At 74.8% G+C, this 21256-nt stretch carries 1 protein-coding gene; it reads right to left on the reverse strand.

The window, feature by feature from the left end; translation table 11 throughout:
• Window positions 1-427: 427 nt before the first annotated feature.
• Complete coding sequence (locus tag DVA86_RS30220; protein ID WP_342776383.1) at window positions 428-21208, reverse strand: type I polyketide synthase; 20781 nt, start codon at window positions 21206-21208, stop codon at window positions 428-430.
• Window positions 21209-21256 lie beyond the last annotated feature (48 nt).

Genomic DNA, 21256 nt, shown 5'->3' on the forward strand with positions numbered 1-21256 from the left:
TGTACTCTAAAACCCATGGCCCGCCCCTCCCGCTTCGACGCGGGCGTCCTGCTCGACGCCGCCCTGAGGCTCGCCGCGGACGGCGGACCGGCGGCCGTGACCATGGCCGCCGTCGCCAAGTCGGCGGGCGCGCCCAGCGGTTCGGTGTACCACCGGTTCGCCGACCGGCCCGCGCTGCTCGCCGCGCTGTGGCTGCGTACGCTCGACGACTTCCAGTCCGGCCTGCTCACCGCGCTCGACGGGGACGAGCCGCGGGCAGCCGCGCTGGCGGCGGCGCGGCACGCGGTGCGCTGGAGCCGTGAGCGGCCCGAGGCGGCGCGCGTGCTGCGGTACGGGCCGGCCGACTTCGGCCGCGCGCACTGGCCCGCCGACGCGGAACGCGGCCTCGCCGCCGCCAACGAGCGCCTGTTCGCGGCCCTTTCCGACCTCACCGACCGGCTGGGCGCCACCGGCGAGGCGGACCGCGAACGGGTCCTCGTCGCGGTCGTCGACATGCCGTACGCACTCGTGCAGCGGCATCTGCGGCAGGGCGTGCCGGTGCCGGCGCATGCCCTCGACACCGTCGAGGGGTGCGCCGCCGCGCTGCTCCCCGCGGGCGGCGGACCCCTCGACGGCCCTGCCCGCGCGTTGACTGCACCGGGATCCAGGCGACCGGATCGGCGCCGTCGGCGCCACCGGCAACCCCACCGGCCCGCACCTTCACTTCGAAGTCCGGCCCCAGATCGGCGGCCGGGAGCGCGGCGGCGGTGAGATACGGCTCGGGGTCGACGGGGAGATGGCGGCCGCCGACTGCCTCCCGCTCGCGGGGCGGGCCGGCACCTCCTCCTCCCTGCCCGACCTCGCGCGGAAGATGACCCCCACGATCCAGCGGCAACTCACCGGTTGTCCGGAACTGCCGCTGGAGTGGATGACGGGCCAACTGCACGGCAGCCATGCCCACACCACCGGCAGCCGCATGCACCAGCACCGACTCCTCCCGACGCACACCACCCAGATCCACCAGCGCGTAATACGCCGTCAGGAACACGATGGGTGCGGCGGCGGCTTCGGCGAAGGTCCAGCCGTGCGGCATACGGGCGAGGAGCCGCGCGTCCGCGACCGCCGTGGGCCCGAAGGCGCCGAAGAACATGCCCATCACGCGGTCGCCGACGGCGAGTCCGGTGACGCCGGGCCCGACCTCGGTGATGACGCCGGCGCCTTCGCTGCCGAGGGCGCCCGCCTCGCCGGGGTACATGTCGAGGGCGTTCAGCACGTCGCGGAAGTTGAGGCCCGCGGCGCGTACGGCGATCCGTACCTCGCCGGCTGCCAGTTCGCGTTCCGCTTCGGAGCCGTCGGCCAGGTGGAGGTTCTCCAGGGTGCCCTTCTCGGTGATGTCGAGGCGCCAGGCCCCGCTGTCCTCGGGGACGGCGAGCGACTGGTCGGTGGCCACCCGGGCGAGCCGCGGGGCGAGCACCGTGCCGGCCCGTACGGCCAGTTCGGGTTCGCCGCCGGCCAGCGCGCCGGGGAGGAGTTCCAGCGAGCCGGCTGAGCGGTCGGCGTCGAGCAGGGTGAACCGGCCGGGGTTCTCCGTACGCGCGGCCCGTACGAGGCCCCATACGGGGGCGGTGCCGGGTGCGACGCGGTCGGCGCCGTCGGCGGGCACGGCGCCGTCGGTGACGAAGACGAGCCGGGCGTCGTCGAACCGCTGGTCGTCCAGGAGTTCCTGGACACGGGCGAGCGCGCGGTGCGTGGCGGTGCGCGCGCCGCCTGCCAGAGCGCTGTCCGCGGCGGTGTCCGACGGCAGCGTGCACGGCACGAGCACCGTGCCGGGCACCGTATCCGTGCCGCCGTCGGCCAGAGCGTCCAGTCCGTCCAGCCCGGCCGCGACCCGTACGGGGATGCCCGCGGCGCGCAGCGCCTCCGCGAACGCCTCGGCGTCCGCCGTGCTGTCCGCGTCGCCGTCCTGGGCCAGCACCGCCCAGCTGCCGTCCTCCGGCACGGAGGTGCCCGAGGGGAGCTGCACGGCGGTCCAGTCGAGCTGGAACAGCCCGTCGTGGTACGGGGTGCGGCGGGCGCCGTTGATGAGGTCGCCGGAGACCTGGCGAAGGGTGAGCGTGTCGACGGACGCGACGGGCTGCCCGGTGGTGTCGGCCAGTTCGAGGGAGATGGACTCCTCGCCGGCCTGTACGAGCCGTACGCGCAGGGCGGCGGCGCCCGACGCCCGCAGGGTGACGCCGCTCCAGGAGAACGGCAGCCGTCCGCCCTCGGTCTCGGCCATGTTCACGAACATCATGGCGTGCAGCGCGGAGTCCAGCAGCGCCGGGTGCAGCCCGAACGAGGGGGCGAGCTCCTCGTGTTCGCCGGGCAGCCCGACCTCCGCGAAGATCTCGTCGCCGCGCGTCCAGACGGCGCGCAGCCCGCGGAACACCGGGCCGTACGCGAATCCGGCCTCCGCGAACCGCTCGTAGAAGTCGGTGACTTCGGCGGCGGCCGCGTCCTTCGGCGGCCAGGCGGCGAAGTCGAACGCGTCCGTACGGTCGTCGGGCGCGGCCGTGCCGCCCGGTGACAGGACGCCGCTGGCGTTGAGCAGCCAGGGCTGCTCGTCCGGCGCGTCCTCCGGGCGCGAGTACAGGTCCATGCTGCGGCGCCCGGCGTCGTCGGCGGCGCCGACGGACAGCTGGAGGCGTACGCCGCCGCGTTCGGGCAGCACCAGGGGGGCGGCGATGGTGAGTTCGTCGACCTGCTCGCAGCCGACGTGGTCGGCGGCGCGCAGCGCCAGCTCCAGATAACCGGTTCCGGGGAACAGCACGGTGCCGCCCACGGCGTGGTCGCCGACCCAGGCGTGTGTCTGGAGCGACAGCCTGCTGGTGAACAGGAACGTGTCCGATCCGGCGAGTGCGACGGCGGCGCCCAGCAGGGGGTGCCCGGCGGAGCCGAGGCCGACGGAGCCGATGTCGCCGGAGCCGGGGGCGGGCGACTTGGGCCAGTAGCGCTGGCCCTGGAAGGCGTACGTCGGCAGCCCGACGCGGTGTGCGCCGGTGCCCGCGAACGCCGCGTCCCAGCGCAGCGGTACGCCGGACGTCCACAGCCCGGCCCAGGCGGCCAGCAGGCCGGCCGTCTCGGGACGGTCCTTGCGCAGGGCGGGGACGAGGAGCGGCGCCGGGCCGGTGCCCTCGGTGCCGCTGCCCGCGTCGAGGCAGCCCTGCGCCATGGCGGTGAGGGTGCCGTCGGGGCCCAGCTCCAGGAAGCGGGTGACGCCCTGTGCCGCGAGCGTACGGACGCCGTCGGCGAACCGTACGGCCTGCCGTACGTGCCGCACCCAGTAGTCGGGGGCGGAGAGTTCGGCGGCCTCGGCGAGCTCCCCGGTGACGTTGGAGACGACGGGGATGCGCGGCGCGCCGTACTCGACGCGTTCGGCGACCGCACGGAACTCGGCCAGCATCGGGTCCATCAGCGGCGAGTGGAAGGCGTGGCTGACCGACAGCCGCCGGGTGCGGCGGCCCTCGGCCGTGAAGTGCTCGGCGACGGCCAGGGTGGCCGCCTCCGCGCCCGCGACGACCACGGACGTGGGGCCGTTGACGGCGGCGAGGCTGACCTCGCCCTCGCGGCCCTCCAGCAGCGGCAGCACCTCCGCCTCGGTGGCCTCCACCGCCACCATCGCGCCCCCACGGGGCAGCGCCTGCATCAGCCGCCCTCGGGCGGCCACCAGACGGCACGCGTCGGCGAGCGACAGCACACCGGCGACGTGCGCGGCGGCCAGCTCACCGATCGAGTGGCCGACGAGGAAGTCCGGCTTCAGGCCCCAGGACTCGGCCAGGCGGAACAGCGCCACCTCGACGGCGAAGAGGGCGGGCTGCGTGTACCCGGTCTCGTTCAGGGCGCCGTCGGTGCTGTCTACGTCCGCGGCGGCGAACACCAGCTCACGGAGCGGCCGGTCCAGCTCCGCGTCGAAGTGAGCACACACCGCATCGAACGCTTCCGCGAACACCGGGAAGGACTCGTACAGTTCACGCCCCATCCCCGGACGCTGCGCACCCTGACCGGTGAACAGCACCGCCGTACGCCCCTCCGCGCGAGCGGCGCCCGAAACGACGTCCGCGGCGTCCTCGCCCGCGGCGAGTGCGCGCAGTCCGGCGAGCAGGCCGTCGCGGTCCTCGCCGAGGACGACGGCGCGCTGGTCGAAGACGGTGCGCCCGGAGGCGAGCGACAGGCCGATGTCGCGCGGGTCCAGCCCGGGGTGCGACTCGGCGTGCGCCAGGAGCCGTTCGGCCTGGCTGTGCAGGGCGCTGCGGGTGCGTCCGCTGAGCGTCCACGGGATGACGGGCAGCGGCTCGGCGCCGGCCTCCGCCTGCTGCGGTGCGGCCTCCTCGCCGGCCGCTCCGCCGGGAGCGTCCGCGTCGTCAGCTGTCTCCGCGTCGGCCGCGGAGGGTGCCTCCTCCAGGATGGTGTGCGCGTTGGTGCCGCTGATCCCGAACGAGGACACGGCGGCCCGCCGCGGCCGGTCCGTCTCCGGCCACTCGGTGTTCTCGGTCAGCAGGGCGATGTTGCCCGCGTCCCAGTCGACGTGTGAGGACGGCGCGTCCACGTGCAGGGTGCCGGGGAGCACGCCGTGCTCCAGCGCCAGCACCATCTTGATGAGTCCGGCGACGCCCGCGGCGGCCTGGGTGTGGCCGATGTTGGACTTCACCGAGCCGAGCCAGAGCGGCCGTTCGGCGTCGCGACCCTGCCCGTAGGTGGCGAGCAGCGCCTGTGCCTCGATCGGGTCGCCGAGGGTGGTGCCGGTGCCGTGCGCCTCCACGGCGTCCACGTCGCCCGGCTGGAGTCCGGCTCCGGCGAGCGCCGTACGGATGACGCGCTGCTGGGAGGGGCCGTTGGGCGCGGTGAGCCCGTTGGAGGCGCCGTCCTGGTTGACGGCGGAGCCGCGTACGACGGCCAGTACGGGGTGCCCGTTGCGGCGCGCGTCCGACAGCCGCTCGACGAGCAGCATGCCGGCGCCCTCGGCGAATCCGGCGCCGTCCGCCTGGTCGGCGAACGCCTTGCTGCGCCCGTCGGAGGCCAGCCCGCCCTGGCGGCTGAACTCGAGGAACAGCCCTGGGGTGGTCATGATGGTGGCGCCGCCCGCGAGCGCCAGGTCGCACTCGCCGCTGCGCAGCGCCTGCGCAGCGAGATGCAGGGCGACGAGCGACGCGGAGCAGGCGGTGTCGACGGTCATCGCGGGACCTTCGAGCCCGAAGGTGTACGCGATGCGGCCGGAGACGACGCTGGCGGCGTTGCCGGTGCCGAGGTAGCCCTCGAAGTCCTCGCCGGCGGCGACCAGCAGGTGCGTGTAGTCGTTCCCGTTGGTGCCGGCGAACACGCCCGTACGGCTGCCGCGCAGCCCGTACGGGTCGATGCCGGCCCGCTCGAACGCCTCCCAGGAGATCTCCAGCAGCAGCCGCTGCTGCGGGTCCATCGCGACGGCCTCGCGCGGCGAGATGCCGAAGAACGGGGCGTCGAACCGGTCGATGTCCGGCAGGAACCCGCCCAGTTGGGCGGTCACGGCGCCGGGCGTGCCGGGCTCGCCCGACGACATGCTGTCCACGTCCCAGCCGCGGTCCTCCGGGAACGGCCCGATGGCGTCGCCGCCGTCCCGCAACAGCTGCCAGAACTGCTCGGGCGTACGGACGTCGCCGGGCAGCCGGCAGCTCATCGCGACGATCGCGACGGGCTCGTCGTCCAGTACGGCGCCGCCCGCGGAGAGGGCCGTTCCGGCGGCCTCCGGTGCGACGGCTGCCCCGGTTGGCTCCGTCATCTCGTCCAGCAGCAGCCTGGCCAGGTCGGCGCAGGTGGGGTAGTCGAAGATGAGCGTGGCGGGCAGCCGCAGCCCGGTGATCTTGTTCATGCCGTTGCGGAGTTCGACTGCGCTGAGCGAGTCGAAGCCGAGGTCGCTGAACGCCCGGGAGGGCTCCACCGCCTCCGGCCCGGGGTAGCCGAGCACGGTCGCGACGTAGCTCCGTACGACGTTCAGTACGGCGTCCTGCCGCTCGTCGCCGGACAGCCCCGCGAGGTGCTGGCGCAGCGCCGACAGGTCGCCGCCGCCGTCACCGGAGTCGCCTTCGGCGGTGAGGTTCCGTACGGCGTCGGGCAGGTCCCGCAGCAGCGCGCTGGGGCGCGGCGCGGTGAAGGCGGGTGCGAACCGCTCCCAGCCGATGTCGGTGACCGCGACCCACGTCTCCTGGTGCTCGATGGTCTGGAGCAGTGCGGAGGCGGCGAGTTCGGGCGCCATGTCGTACACGCCGTAGCGGCGGAGGCGGTCGCCGACCGCGCCGTCGCCCATGCCGCCGTCGGCCCAGTGGCCCCAGGCGACGGCGGTGGCGGGCAGGCCCTCGGCGGCGCGCTGGAAGGCGAGCGCGTCGAGGAACGCGTTGCCCGGCGCGTAGTTGCCGAGGCCGGGGCCGCTGATGGTGCCGGACGTGGACGAGAACAGCACGAACGCGGACAGGTCCAGGTCGCGCGTCAGCTCGTGCAGGTGCAGCGCCGCGCTCGCCTTGGTGCGCAGTACGGGCTGCATGCGGCCGGGGTCCAGCTGCTCGATGACGCCGTCGTCCAGGGAGCCGGCGACGTGGAACACCGCGTCCAGCGGGTGCTCTTCGGGCACGCTGCCGAGCAGCGCGGCGAGCGCGTCGCGGTCGGCGACGTCGCAGGCGGCGATGGTGACGCGGGAGCCGCGTTCGGTGAGTTCGGCGGTCAGCTCGGCGGCGCCGGGCGCGTCCGCGCCGCGGCGGCTGGTCAGCAGCAGGTGCTCGGCGCCCAGGTCGGCGAGCCAGCGTGCGATGTGGCTGCCGACGGCGCCGGTGCCGCCGGTGACCAGGACGGTGCCGCGCGGACGCCACGACGTGGTCGGGGCGGACTGGCCGAGCGGGGCGCGGGCCAGGCGGCGGCCGTAGACGCCGGAGGCGCGTACGGCGGTCTGGTCCTCGCCCGCGGGGTCGGCGAGCAGCCCGGCGAGACGAGAGGCGGCGCGGGCATCGAGAACGGCCGGGACATCGACGAGGCCGCCCCAGCGGTCCGAGTGCTCCAGTGCGGCGACCCGGCCGAGGCCCCACACCAGCGCCTGCGGGGCGCTGCTGACGGGTTCGGAGCGGCCGATGGCGACGGCTCCGCTGGTGGCGCACCACAGGGGCGCCTCGACGCCCAGGTCGCCGAGTGCCTGTACGAGGGTCAGCGTCGCGGCCAGCCCTCCGGGGACGGCGGGGAGTTCGGGGTGCGGCTCCTCGTCGAGGGCGAGGAGCGACAGCACGCCGGAGACGGTCTCGTCCCCCGCGGCGTCGCGGAGCCGTTCCGCGAGCTGTTCGCGCGTCGCCCCTGCGGTGGTCTCGACGGTGCGTACGGTCGCGCCGTGCGTCTCCAGTGCCTGCCCGACGGACGCGGCGAGCGGCTGCCCGGCACCGGCTCCGGCCTCGGCGGAGGGCACCGCCAGCAGCCACGTTCCGGAGAGCGCGCGGCCGGTGTTCTCGGTCAGCGGCGTCCAGTTGACGGTGTAGCGCCAGTTGTCGACGGTGGACTTCTCCTGGCTGTTGCGCCGCCAGTGCGACAGCGCGGGCAGCACCTCGCTGAGCGGCGCGTCGCCGCCCAGCTCCAGCGACCCGGCCAGGGCCTCCAGGTCCTCGCGTTCGACGGTCTCCCAGAAGCGTGCCTCGGCGTCGTTGGCGGGACCGGCGGCGGCGCCGTCCGCTTCGGCGCCGGGCGTCAGCACCGGCCAGTACCGCTGCCGCTGGAAGGCGTACGTGGGCAGCTCCACGGTCTGTGCGCCGCTGCCGGCGAACACCGCGCGCCAGTCCACCTCGACGCCCTGTACGTGAGCGTCGGCGAGGGACAGCAGGAAGCGTTCCAGGCCGCCCTGTTCGCGACGGAGGGAGCCGAGCACGGCGGCGTCGGTGCCCCGGTCCTCGGCGGTGTCGCGCATGCCGACGGCCAGTACGGGGTGCGGGCTGACCTCGATGAAGTGCCGGTGCCCGGCGTCCATCAGGAGCCGCAGCGCCTCCTCGAAGCGCACCGTCTCGCGCAGGCTCGTGTACCAGTACTCGGCGTCCAGCGTCGTGGTGTCCTGCCACTGGCCGGTCACGGTGGACGGGAACGGCAGCTCCGCCTCCCGCGGCCGTACGGGTGCCAGCGCCGCCAGCACCTGTGCGCGGATCGCCTCGACCTGCGCGGAGTGCGAGCCGTAGTCGACGGACACCTTGCGGGCCTGTACGCCGTCGGCGGTCAGCTCGGTGAACAGCTCGTCCAGCGCGCCGGCCTCACCCGAGACGACCACGGAGGACGGGCCGTTGACGGCGGCGACGGACAGCCGGCCGCCGTACGGTTCGAGCCGCTCCCGTGCCCCGTCGGCGGGCAGCGGCACGGACATCATGCCGCCGCTGCCGGCGATCTCGGTGATGGCCCGGCTCCGCAGCGCCACCACACGGGCGCCGTCTTCGAGGGAGAGCGCGCCGGCGACGCAGGCGGCGGCGATCTCGCCCTGCGAGTGGCCGACGACGGCGGCGGGCTGCACGCCGTACGAGCGCCACAGCGCGGCCAGGGACACCATCACGGCCCACAGCACCGGCTGCACCACGTCCACGCGGTCCAGGTCGGCGGCGTCCTCGTCGCCGCGGAGCACGGCCGTCAGGGACCAGTCGGTGAACGGCCGCAGCGCGTCCTCGCAGGCGGCGATGTTCTCGGCGAACACCGGGGACTCGGCGAGCAGTTGGCGGCCCATGCCGGCCCACTGCGCGCCCTGGCCCGGGAACACCAGCACGGGGCCCTCGCCGCCGCGAGCGAGTCCCGTCACGGCGTCCGTGGCGGAGACGAGGCCGCCGTCGGCGATCTCGCGCAGCTGCGCGTCGAGCGCTTCCCTGTCGGCGGCGGGCAGCACCGCACGGTGCTCGAACGCCGTACGGCTCACGGCCAGCGAGTGGCCGAGGTCGGTGAGGTCCGTGCCGGGGCGTGCCAGCAGGTGCGCGCGGAGCCGCCTGGCCTGCTCGCGCAGGGCCTCCTCCGTACGCCCGGACAGGGCGACGGGTACGACGGGCAGCGCGCTCCGGTCGCGGTCCTCCGCGGGAGCGGCCGGGGCGGGTGCGTCCGGTGCCTGCTCGATGATGACGTGCGCGTTGGTGCCGCTCATCCCGAACGAGGACACGCCGGCGCGCCGCGGGCGGCCGGTCTCCGGCCACTCCCGCGCGGTGTTGAGCAGTTGTACGTCGCCGGTGGTCCAGTCGACGTGCGGGCTGGGGTCGTCGGCGTACAGCGTCTGCGGGAGCACGCCGTGGCGGATGGCCTCGACCATCTTGATGACGCCGCCGACACCGGCCGCCGCCTGGCTGTGCCCGACGTTGGACTTCAGCGAGCCGAGCCACAGCGGCCGGCCCTCCGGGCGGTCCTGGCCGTACGTGGCGAGGAGCGCCTGCGCCTCGATCGGGTCCCCGAGGGTGGTGCCGGTGCCGTGGCCCTCGACCACGTCGACGTCGGCGGTGCCGAGCCGCGCGGACGCGAGCGCCTGCCGGATGACGCGCTGCTGGGAGGGGCCGTTGGGCGCGGTGAGCCCGTTGCTGGAGCCGTCCTGGTTCAGGGCGCTGCCCTTGACGACGGCCAGTACGGGGTGCCCGTTGCGGCGCGCGTCGGACAGCCGCTCGACGGCGAGCACGCCGACGCCCTCGGCCCAGCTGGCGCCGTCGGCGTCCGCGGAGTACGGCTTGCAGCGGCCGTTCTCGGCGAGCGCCCGCTGCCTGCTGAACTCGATCAGCGAGCCGGGTGTGGACATCACGGTGACGCCGCCCGCGAGGGCGAGGTCGCACTCGCCCTGCCGCAGTGCCTGCACCGCGAGGTGCAGGGCGACCAGCGACGAGGAGCAGGCGGTGTCCACGGTGACGGCCGGGCCCTCCAGGCCGAGCACGTAGGAGATGCGGCCGGACAGCACGCTGGGCGAGTTGCCGGTGCCGACGTAGCCCTCGTAGCTCTCCTCGGAGGCCGCGAGTAGCGTCGTGTAGTCCTGGTACGTCACGCCCGCGAACACGCCCGTACGGCTGCCGCGCGCCGCGCCCGGGTCCATTCCGACGCGCTCCAGCGCCTCCCAGGACGCCTCCAGCAGCAGCCGCTGCTGCGGGTCCATCGAGGTGGCCTCGCGGGGGCTGATGCCGAAGAACGCCGGGTCGAAGCGGCTGGCGTCGTGCAGGAACCCGCCCTCGCGGGTGTAGCAGGTGCCGGGGTTGTCGGGGTCGGCGTGGTACAGCGCGTTCAGGTCCCAGCCGCGGTCGGCGGGGAACGGCGAGATGCCGTCGCCGCCGCTCGCGACCAGCTCCCACAGGTCGTCGGGGTTGGTGACGCCGCCGGGGTAGCGGCAGCTCATGCCGACGATGACGACCGGGTCGGTGTCGAGCGCCGCACCGGTCGCCGTGCGCGCGAGTGCGTCGGCCGCGCCGGTGCCGAACAGTTCGCCGTCGAGGTGCGCGGCGAGTTCGGCCGGGGTCGGGTGGTCGAAGACCATCGTCGCCGGGAGGGTGACGCCGAGTTCGGCGCTGAGCTGGTTGCGCAGCTCGACGGCGGTCAGCGAGGTGAAGCCGATGTCGGTGAACGACCGTGCGGCGTCGACGTCCTGGGGCCCGTCGTAGCCGAGGACGACCGCGACCTGCGTGCGTACGGCGGTCAGCAGCGCGCGCTTGCGCTCCGCCTCGGGCCGCCCTGCCATCCGCCGTACGACGCCGGAGGCGTCCGGCGCGGCCTGCGCGGCCGTACGGCGCTCGGGGGCCTTCGGCGCGGTCTGCGGCGCGGCGGCGGGTGCCGCGGCTTCGCCGATGCGGGCCGTGTCGGCCTGCCGCAGCAGCATCGAGTCGACGGCCAGGACGGGCTGTCCGGAGCCGTCGGCGGCCTGCAGCGACACGGTGTCCGCGCCGGTGCGGGCGAGCCGTACGCGCAGGGTGGTGGCGCCCGCGGCGTACAGCGCGGCGCCGTTCCAGGCGAACAGCATGCGGCCCGCGCCCAGGCCGGCCGGCAGGCCCAGGCCCAGCGGGTGCAGGGCGGCGTCCAGCAGCGCGGGGTGCAGCCCGAAGCGGCCCGCCTGTGCGCCTGCTCCGGACGCGGACTCGCCGTCGCCGAGGGTCACTTCGGCGTACACGTCGTCGCCGTGCTGCCAGGCCGCGCGCAGCCCCCGGAAGGTGCTGCCGTAGCCGAAGCCGGTGCCGGCGAGCCGCTCGTACAGCCCGTCGGTCTCGACGGGTGCGGCGCCGGGCGGCGGCCAGGCGGCGAAGTCGAACGCGTCGTGCCCGGCGCGTACGGGCCGCGGGTCGAGCACGCCTCCGGCGTGCCGGGTCCAGGGCGCGTCCGGCCCGGCGGCCTCGGGCCGCCCGTAGACGCCGAGCATGCGGGCACCGTTCCCGTCCGGCTCCTCCACGCGCAACTGAAGCTGTACGGCGCCCTGTTCGGGCAGCACCAGCGGCGCTTCCAGCAGCAGCTCCCGTACGTGTGCGCAGCCGACCTGGTCGCCGGCGCGCACGGCCAGCTCCAGGAACGCCGTACTGGGCACGACGGCCGCGCCCCCGATGCGGTGTTCGGCGAGCCAGGGCTGGGCGCGCAGGGACAGCCGTCCGGTGAGCACGGCCGTACGGCCCGCCACCATCGGCACGGCCGCGCCGAGCAGCGGGTGGTCGGCGGGAATCAGTCCGAGTGCGGTGGCGTCGACGGCCGACTGCGGGGCCTCCAGCCAGTAGTGGCGGTGCTGGAAGGCGTACGTGGGCAGCTCGACGCGGCGGCGGGCCGCCCCGTCGAAGAGGGCGGCCCAGTCGACGGGGACGCCGTGCGCGAAGGCGGCGGAGACGGCCGCCAGCAGGGCGGTGGCCTCCGGACGGTCGTCGCGCAGGAGGGGCACGAGGAGGGGCGCGGCGTCCGGGTTGCCGGTGCCGCTGTCGGTGCCGTCGTCGGTGCCGCTGTCGGTGCCGCTGTCCGCGGCGAGGCAGCCCTGCGCCATGGCGGTGAGGGTGCCGTCGGGGCCCAACTCCAGGAAGCGGGTGACTCCCTGTGCCGCGAGCGTACGGACGCCGTCGGCGAACCGTACGGCGTGCCGCAGGTGCCGCACCCAGTAGTCGGGCGAGGTGAGCTGCTCGGCGGTGGCCGCTTCACCGGTCACGTTGGAGATCACGGTGATGGTCGGCGGGTGGTAGGCGACGCTCGCGGCGACGGTACGGAACTCGTCGAGCATCGGGTCCATCAGCGGCGAGTGGAAGGCGTGGCTGACCGACAGCCGCCGGGTGCGGCGGCCCTCCGTACGGAAGTGCGCGGCGAGTTCGGTCACGGCCGCTTCCCGGCCGGACACGACGGTGGAACGCGGCCCGTTGAGCGCGGCGAGGCTCAGTTCCGCCTCGCGGCCCTCCAGCAGCGGCAGCACCTCCGCCTCGGTGGCCTCCACGGCGACCATCGCTCCCCCAGAGCCTTCGGCCTGGGAGGCACCCCCTCCGCGCGGCAGCGCCTGCATCAGCCGCCCTCGGGCAGCCACCAGACGGCACGCGTCGGCGAGCGACAGCACACCGGCGACGTGCGCGGCGGCCAGCTCACCGATCGAGTGGCCGAGGAGCACATCGGCGCGGATGCCCCAGGACTCGGTGAGCCGGAACAGCGCGACCTCGATGGCGAAGAGGGCGGGCTGCGTGTACCCGGTCTCGTTCAGGGCGCCGTCGGTGCTGTCTACGTCGGCGGTGAAGACCAGTTCACGCAGCGGCCGGTCCAGCTCCGCGTCGAAGTGAGCGCACACCGCGTCGAACGCTTCCGCGAACACCGGGAAGGACTCGTACAGTTCACGCCCCATCCCCGGACGCTGCGCACCCTGACCGGTGAAGAGGAACGCGGTGCGCCCTCCGGGCGCGACCGTTCCGGACACCGCGTGGGCGGCGGGCGTGCCCTCGGCGACGGCGGACAGTCCCGCGAGGAGCGCGTCCCGGTCGGTGCCGGACACGACGGCCCGGTGCTCGAACACGGCACGCGTGGTGGCCAGCGAGAAGCCGATGTCGCGCGGGTCCAGCCCGGGGTGCGACTCGGCGTGCGCCAGCAGGCGTTCGGCCTGGCCGCGCAGCCCGGCGGCCGTACGGCCCGACACGACCCACGGGATCACCGGCGAGTCCGTACGGGCGACGGGCGCAGGCGCGGCTGCGGACTGCTCCTCCGGAGCGTCGTCCGGGGCCTGCTCGATGACGACGTGCGCGTTGGTGCCGGACACGCCGAACGCCGACACACCGGCGCGGCGGGGGCGTTCGGCGTCGTCCTGCGGCCAGTCGACCGGCTCGTGCAGGAGCCGTACGGCGCCCGCGTCCCAGTCGACGTGGGAGGACGGCGCGTCGGCGTGGAGGGTCTGCGGCAGCCGGCCGTGCCGGAGGGCGAGGACCATCTTGATGACGCCCGCCACGCCGGCGGCGGCCTGCGTGTGCCCCAGGTTGGACTTCACCGAGCCGAGCCACAGCGGCCGTTCGGCGTCGCGGTCGCGTCCGTAGGTCGCGAGGAGCGCCTGTGCCTCGATCGGGTCCCCGAGGGTGGTGCCGGTGCCGTGGCCCTCGACGGCGTCCACGTCGTCGGTCGTCAGCCCGGCCTGGGCGAGCGCCGCACGGATGACGCGCTGCTGGGAGGGGCCGTTGGGCGCGGTGAGCCCGTTGGAGGCGCCGTCCTGGTTGACGGCGGAGCCGCTGACGGTGGCGAGCACGGTGTGCCCGTTGCGGCGCGCGTCGGAGAGGCGTTCCACGACGAGCACGCCGACGCCCTCGGACCAGCCGGTGCCGTCCGCGCCGTCCGCGAACGCCTTGCACCGCCCGTCCGGTGCCAGGCCGCCCTGCATGCTGAACTCGACGAAGGCGCCCGGGTTCCCGATGACCGCCACGCCGCCCGCGAGCGCCAGGTCGCACTCGCCCTGCCGCAGGGCCTGCGCCGCCCAGTGGAGCGCGACGAGCGACGACGAGCACGCGGTGTCGACCGTGACGGCCGGACCCTCCAGGCCCAGTGTGTACGACACGCGGCCGGACACGACGCTGCCCGCCGTACCGGTCAGCAGGTGGCCGCCGAGCCCTTCAGGGGCCTCCTGCAGCCCGCTGCCGTACCCGGAGGTGCTGGCGCCCACGAAGACGCCCGTACGGCTGCCACGGAGCGACGTGGGCGCGATGCCCGTGCGCTCCAGTGCCTCCCAGGAGGTCTCCAGGAGCAGCCGCTGCTGCGGGTCGATGGCGAGCGCCTCGCGGGGGCTGATCCCGAAGAAGACGGGGTCGAAGCCGGACGCGTCGTGCAGGAAGCCGCCGCTGCGGGTGTCGCTGACGCCGCTGCGGGCGGTGCCGCCCGTGCCTTCCGCGCCATCCGTGCCGAACAGCGCGTCCAGGTCCCAGCCGCGGTCGGTCGGGAAGCCGGAGATGGCGTCGCCGCCCTCCGAGACCAGCCGCCACAGGTCCTCCGGACCGGTGACGCCGCCCGGCAGGCGGCAGCCCATGCCGACGATGACGACCGGGTCGTCCGACACGCCGCCGGAGAGCGCCGCGGGGAGCGCTGCGGAGGCGTCGGCGCCGAAGAGTTCGTCCCGGAGGAGGTCCGCGACGGCCGTCGGCGTGGGGTGGTCGAAGACGAGGGTGGCGGGGAGCGCCACGCCGGTCTCGGCGCTGAGCAGGCCGCGGAGTTCGACCGCGGTGAGCGAGTCGAAGCCCATGTCGCGGAAGGCGCGCCCGGGTTCGACGGCGGACGCGTCGGTGTGGTTCAGGACGGTCGCGGCGTGTTGCCGTACGACGTCCAGGAGCGCCCGGTCGCGCTCCTCGGCGGTGAGCCCGGCCAGCCGCCCGCGCAGCGCGGGACCGCTGTCCTGGAGGACGACGCCTTCCAACGCGCCCGCCGCCTCGGGGAGTTCCGCGAACAGGGGTGCGCTGCGGCGGCTGGTGAAGGCGGCGGTGAAACGCGCCCAGTCGACGTCGGCGACGACGAGGGTGCTGTCACCCGCGCCCAGCGCGCGTTCGAGCGCGCGCAGCGCGGAGTGCGGCGCCAGCGGGTTCAGCCCGCGGCGGCGCAGGTGCTCCTGCGCCTCGTCGCTCGCGGCCATGCCCGCCTCGGCCCAGGGGCCCCAGGCCACAGACGTACCGGCGAGCCCTTCCGTACGGCGCGCCTCGACGAGCGCGTCCAGAGCGGCGTTCGCGGCCGCGTACGCCGCCTGGCCGCCGCTCCCCCACACGCCCGCGATGGACGAGAACACGACGAACGCGGACAGCTCGTGCTCGCGCGTCAGCTCGTCGAGGTGCTGCGCACCGCGCACCTTGGCGCGGAGCACCGGCGCGATCCGCTCCTCCGTGAGCGCGTCGACCGCCTCGTCGTCCAGCACGCCCGCGGCGTGGAAGACGGAGTCCACCCGGTGCTTCCGCAGCACCCGCGCCACCGCGCCGTGGTCGGCCATGTCGCATGCGGCGAACGACACCTTGGCGCCCGCGTCGCGCAGCGCGTTCTTCAGCTCCAGCGCGCCGGGCGCCTTGCTGCCGCGGCGGCTGGTCAGTACGACGTGCTCGGCACCCCGCTCGACCACCCAGCGGGCCACCTGCGCGCCCAGCGCGCCAGTGCCACCTGTGATCAGTACGGTGCCGCCCGGCGTCCACTCCCGTACGGAACCCTCCGGCACACCCGCCCGCACGACGCGCCGCGCGAGGGCACCGGACGCACGCAGCGCCACCTGATCCTCGCCGGACGCGCCTTCCAGCACGGCGGCGAGACGCGCCACCGTACGGTCGTCAAGCCGCACCGTACGGCCACCGTCCGCGGCCGGCGCGGGCAGGTCCACCAGACCGCCCCACCGCTCCGGGTGCTCCAGCGCCACCACACGGCCCAGACCCCACAGGGCGGACGGCGCCTGCAGCGGCGCCGCGTCGGAACGACCGGTGCACACGGCGCCGCGCGTCAGCGTCCACAGGGGCGCGCCCAACTCGGCATCACCGAGCGCCTGTACGAGCGCCACCGTCTCCCGCAGACCCGCCGGGACGCACCCGTTGAGGCCGTCGTGGGACTCGTCACGGGCGTGGGCGAGGAGGGACAGCACGCCCGTGACGGGCTCCGCGCCGTCGTTCGCGGCGAGGCCGCGCAGCCGGTCGGCGAGCACCGTACGGTCGGCGCCGGCAGGCACGGAGACCGTCTCGACGCCCGTACCGAGAGCACCCGCGAGACCTTCCAGGCCCTCCGGCAGCGCCTCACCCTCCAGGGCAAGCAGCAGCCAGCGGCCGGACAGTTCAGACGTGCGGGCGGACAGGTCGGTGACCGGCTGCCACCGCACACGGTAGCGCCAGGCGTCGACCGTGGACTCCTCGCGGCGGCTGCGCCGCCAGGCCGCCAGGGCGGGCACAAGCGCGTCCAGCGCGCTCTCGTCGACGCCGAGCGTCGCCCCGAGCGACGCCAGGTCGCCGGACTCCACGGCGTCCCAGAAGCGCGCGTCAGCGGCGTCCTCAGCACCGTACGGACCGGTCCCGGCGGCGGACGTACGGGCGTTGGCGACGGTCGGCCAGTAGCGCTCGCGCTGGAAGGGGTACGTGGGCAGCGCGACCGCACGGCCGAAGCGACCGGCGAACAGCGCCGTCCAGTCGACGTGTGCACCGCGTACGAAGGCACTCGCGAGACCGGACAGCAGCGCCTGCGCCTCCGGGCGGTCCTTCCGCAGCAACGGTACGAGGGCCGCCTCGGCCGGGACGGACGCCTGCGCCATCGCGGTCAGGGTGCCGTCCGGGCCGATCTCCACAAACCGCTGCACGCCATGTTCGGCCAGCGTGGTCACACCGTCCGCGAAGCGCACCGCCTCACGCACATGCCGCACCCAATACTCCGGCGAACACAGCTCATCCGCAGAGGCCAGCCCACCCGTCAGATTCGACACCACAGCAGCGGAAGGAACCTCATAGGACACCGAATCCGCCACCCGACGGAACTCCGCCAGCATCGGCTCCATCAGCGGGGAGTGGAACGCGTGGCTGACAGAGAGACGACTCGTACGGCGACCCTCCGAACGGAAGTGCCCCGCGATCTCCTCCACCGCATCTTCCGCACCCGAAACCACGGTGGACTGGGGGCCGTTCAGAGCGGCGATCGACACCCGGTCGGTGCGCCCCTCCAACAGCGGCAGCACCTCACCCTCGGACGCCTCCACAGCCACCATGGCGCCCCCGGAGGGAAGCGCCTGCATCAACCGCCCACGCGCAGCAACCAGACGGCACACATCTGCCAGCGACCACACACCCGCCACATACGCCGCCGCCAACTCACCAATGGAATGACCCACCAGGAAGTCCGGACGCACACCCCAGGATTCGACCAGCCGGAACAGGGCGACTTCGAAGGCGAACAGCGCGGGCTGCGTAAACCCGGTCTCACTCAGCGCGTCGGCGTCATCCCCGAAAACAACATCCCGCAGCGGCCGCTCAAGCTCCCCATCAAAGTGCGCACACACCTCATCAAAGGCCTCCGCAAACACCGGGAACGCCTCATACAGCTCACGCCCCATCCCCAACCGCTGCGCACCCTGACCCGCAAACACGAACGCCGACTTGCCCTCGGCTGCGGCGCCCAGCGCCACGCCTGGTCCCGGCCGCCCTTCGGCGACCGCCTCCAGGCCCGCGAGCAGTTCGTCGCGCTCCGCGCCGACGACCACCGCACGGTGCTCGAAACGCGAACGGGTCGTCGCCAGCGCACGCGCCACGTCGTACGCGTCGTCGTCCGCCGTACGGAGCTGCTCCAGCAGGTTGTGCGCGATGGCGCGCAGCGCCTCCGGGGTGCGGGCGGACAGCGCGAACGGTACGGCCGCGGGCGTCTGTTCGTCACCCGCGTCGGCTGCTTCGGCTCCGTCATCCGCCGGCGCCTGGCCCAGGATGATGTGCGCGTTGGTGCCGCTCAGGCCGAACGACGACACGCCGGCGCGCCGTACGTGCCCGTCGCGTGCGGGCCACTCCACCGGCTCGCTGAGCAGCCGTACGGCGCCCGTGTCCCAGTCGACGTGGGAGGACGGCGTGTCCGCGTGGAGGGTCTGCGGAAGTTCGCCGTGCTGGAGGGCGAGGACCATCTTGATGACGCCTGCCACGCCGGCGGCGGCCTGGGTGTGACCGAGGTTGGACTTCACCGAGCCGAGCCACAACGGCTGTTCCGCGTCCCGCTCGCGCCCGTACGTGGCAAGCAGCGCCTGCGCCTCGATCGGGTCACCCAGCGACGTACCGGTGCCGTGCGCCTCCACCGCGTCCACGTCGTCCGGTGTCAGCCCCGCCTGAGCGAGCGCCGCACGGATCACGCGCTGCTGCGAAGGCCCGTTGGGCGCGGTGAGACCGTTCGACGCGCCGTCCTGGTTGACGGCGGAGCCGCTGACGGTGGCGAGCACGGTGTGCCCGTTGCGGCGCGCGTCGGAGAGACGTTCCACCGCGATGATGCCGACGCCCTCGGACCAGCCGGTGCCGTCCGCACCGTCGGCGAACGCCTTGCACCGCCCGTCGGGCGCCAGCCCGCCCTGGCGGCTGAACTCGATGAAGGCGCCCGGCGTCGACATCACCGTCACGCCGCCCGCGAGCGCGAGATCGCACTCGCCGCTGCGCAGCGCCTGAACCGCCCAGTGCAGGGCGACCAGTGACGACGAGCACGCCGTGTCCACCGTCACCGCCGGGCCCTCCAGGCCCAGCGTGTACGCGATGCGGCCGGACGCGATGCTGGCGGCGTTGCCGGTGCCGATGTATCCGGCGAAGTCCTCGGTGGAGGCGGCGAGCAGCGCCGGGTAGTCCTGCCCGTTCGTGCCGACGAACACGCCCGTACGGCTCCCGCGCAGCCCGGACGGGTCGATCCCGGCGCGCTCGAACGCCTCCCAGGACGTCTCCAGCAGCAGCCGCTGCTGCGGGTCCATCGCGAGCGCCTCGCGCGGCGACACGCCGAAGAAGCCTGCGTCGAAGCCGTCCACGTCGCGGAGGAAGCCGCCGACGTCGGTGACGCTGGTCTGCTCGCGCCGCCCCTCGGGGTCGTACAGCGCCTCCAGGTCCCAGCCGCGGTCGGACGGGAACGCGGCGATGCCGTCGTGGCCGCCGCTCAGCAGCCGCCAGAAGTCCTCGGGCGTGCGCACATCCCCGGGGAAGCGGCAGCTCATGCCGACGATCACGACCGGGTCGTCGTCGGCGACGGCGCGCCCGGCGGCGGGCAGGTCGGTGCCGGTGACGGTGCCGAGGATTTCGTCGCGCAGGTAGCGGCTGAGCGCCTGCGGCGTCGGGTGGTCGAAGGCGACGGTGGCGGGGAGCGGCACACCGCAGTCCACGCCGAGCGCGTTGCGCAGTTCGACGGCGATCAGCGAGTCGACACCGAGGTCGCGGAACGCGCGGTCGGCGGGCACGGCTTCGGCGCCCTGGTAGCCGAGTACGGCGGCGGCGCGGGCGCGTACGACGTCCAGCAGCGCCCGTTCCTGCTCCTCCGCGCTCAACCCGGTGAGGCGGCCGCGGAGTTCGGAGGACGGGACGTGCTGTGCTGTCGCGGCCTCGGGCGCGTCGTACAGCTCGGCGAGCAGCGGGCTCGGGCGTGTCGCGGAGAAGGCGGGGCCGAAGCGCGCCCAGTCGATGTCGGCGACCAGCGCTGCCGCCTCGGGCCCGGACACGGCGCCGCGCAGCGCCTCGAGTGCCGCCTGCGGGGCGAGCGGCAGGACGCCGCCGCGCTGCTGCCGTTCGGTGAGCCGCCCGTCGGCGTCGGCGGCCATGCCGTCGCCGGCCCAGGGGCCCCAGGCGAGGGACGTGGCGGGCAGCCCTTCGGCGGCGCGCCGCTCGGCGAGTGCGTCGAGCATGGCGTTGGCGGCGGCGTAGTTGGCCTGCCCGGCGGAGCCGACCATGCCCGCGTACGAGGAGAACAGCACGAACGCGTCCAGCTCGTGTCCGCGGGTCAGCTCGTCCAGGTGGCGCGCTGCCGCCTTGGCGCGGAAGACAGCGGCGAACCGGTCCGGCGTGAGCGCGTCCAGCACGCCGTCGTCGAGCACACCGGCGGTGTGCACGACAGCGTTCACGGGGTGCAGGGCGAGGAGTGCGGAGACCGCGTCGCGGTCGGCGATGTCGCAGGCGGCGACGGTGACGCGCCGTGCGCCCAGCTCCGTCAGCTCGGCCACGAGCGCGTCCGCGCCGGGCGCGTCGCCGCCGCGCCGGCTCGTCAGCAGCAGGTGCTCCGCGCCCTGTCCGGCCGCCCAGCGCGCGACCTGCGCGCCGAGCGCGCCGGTGCCGCCGGTGATCAGCACGGTGCCGGTGGGCGTCCACGCGGCGGGTGCGGTCGCGGTCGCCGCGGTGGCCGCCGTACGGGCGAGCCTGCGGCCGAAGGCGCCCGACGGCCGTACGGCCACCTGGTCCTCGCCCGCGCCGCCGAGTACGGCCGCGAGGCGGGCGAGCGTACGGCGGTCGAGCTCCGCGGGGAGGTCGATCAGCCCGCCCCAGCGGTCGGGGTGTTCGAGGGCGGCCACCCGGCCGAGCCCCCATACGGCGGCCTGCGCCGGATCCGGGGCGTCGTCCGTACGGCCGGTGGCGACGGCCCCGCGGGTCAGCGCCCACAGCGGTGCCGTCAGCCCGGCGTCGCCGAGCGCCTGAACGAGCGTGCCGGTCGCGGGTACGCCGACGGGCACACTGTCCCGCTCCCCCTCGGCCAGCGCCAGCAGCGACAGGGCACCGGCGACGGGCTCCCCGTCGGCCGCCTGCCGCAGCCGTTCGGTGAGCTCCGCGCGGTCCAGGTCCGGGGCACACTCCACCCGTTGGAGCGCGGCACCGTGCGCGTGCAGGCCGTGCGTGAGCGACTCCTGCCAGGCCGCCTGGCCCGCGACGTGGTCCTCCGGCACGACCAGCAGCCAGCGGCCGGTCAGCCGCACCTGGCCGCCGGACAGCCCGGACAGCGGCTTCCACGTGGCGCGGTAGCGGCGGCCGTCCGCCTGCGTACGGTCCCGCTGGCGCCGCCGCCACGCGGACAGCGCGGGGAACGCCTCACTCCAGGACGCGTCCCGGTCGATCCCCAACTCGTCGACGAACGCGCTGATGTCCTCGCGCTCGATCCAGTCCCAGAAGCGCGCGTCCACGAGATCCTGCGCACCCGCGGCGAGATCGTCCGCACCGGTCGTGCTGGAGGGCAGCCAGAAACGCTGCCGCTGGAAGGCGTACGTGGGCAGCGCAACCGTACGGGCACCCGCGAACAGCACACCCCAGTCCGGCGACAGACCATCCACATGCAGCCGGCCGACACCCGTCAGCAACGCCTCCCATGCGTGGGGTGTGCTGGTGTTGGGTGCTGGTTTCGTTGT

The organism is Streptomyces armeniacus, from assembly GCF_003355155.1.
GTDB lineage: Bacteria > Actinomycetota > Actinomycetes > Streptomycetales > Streptomycetaceae > Streptomyces > Streptomyces armeniacus.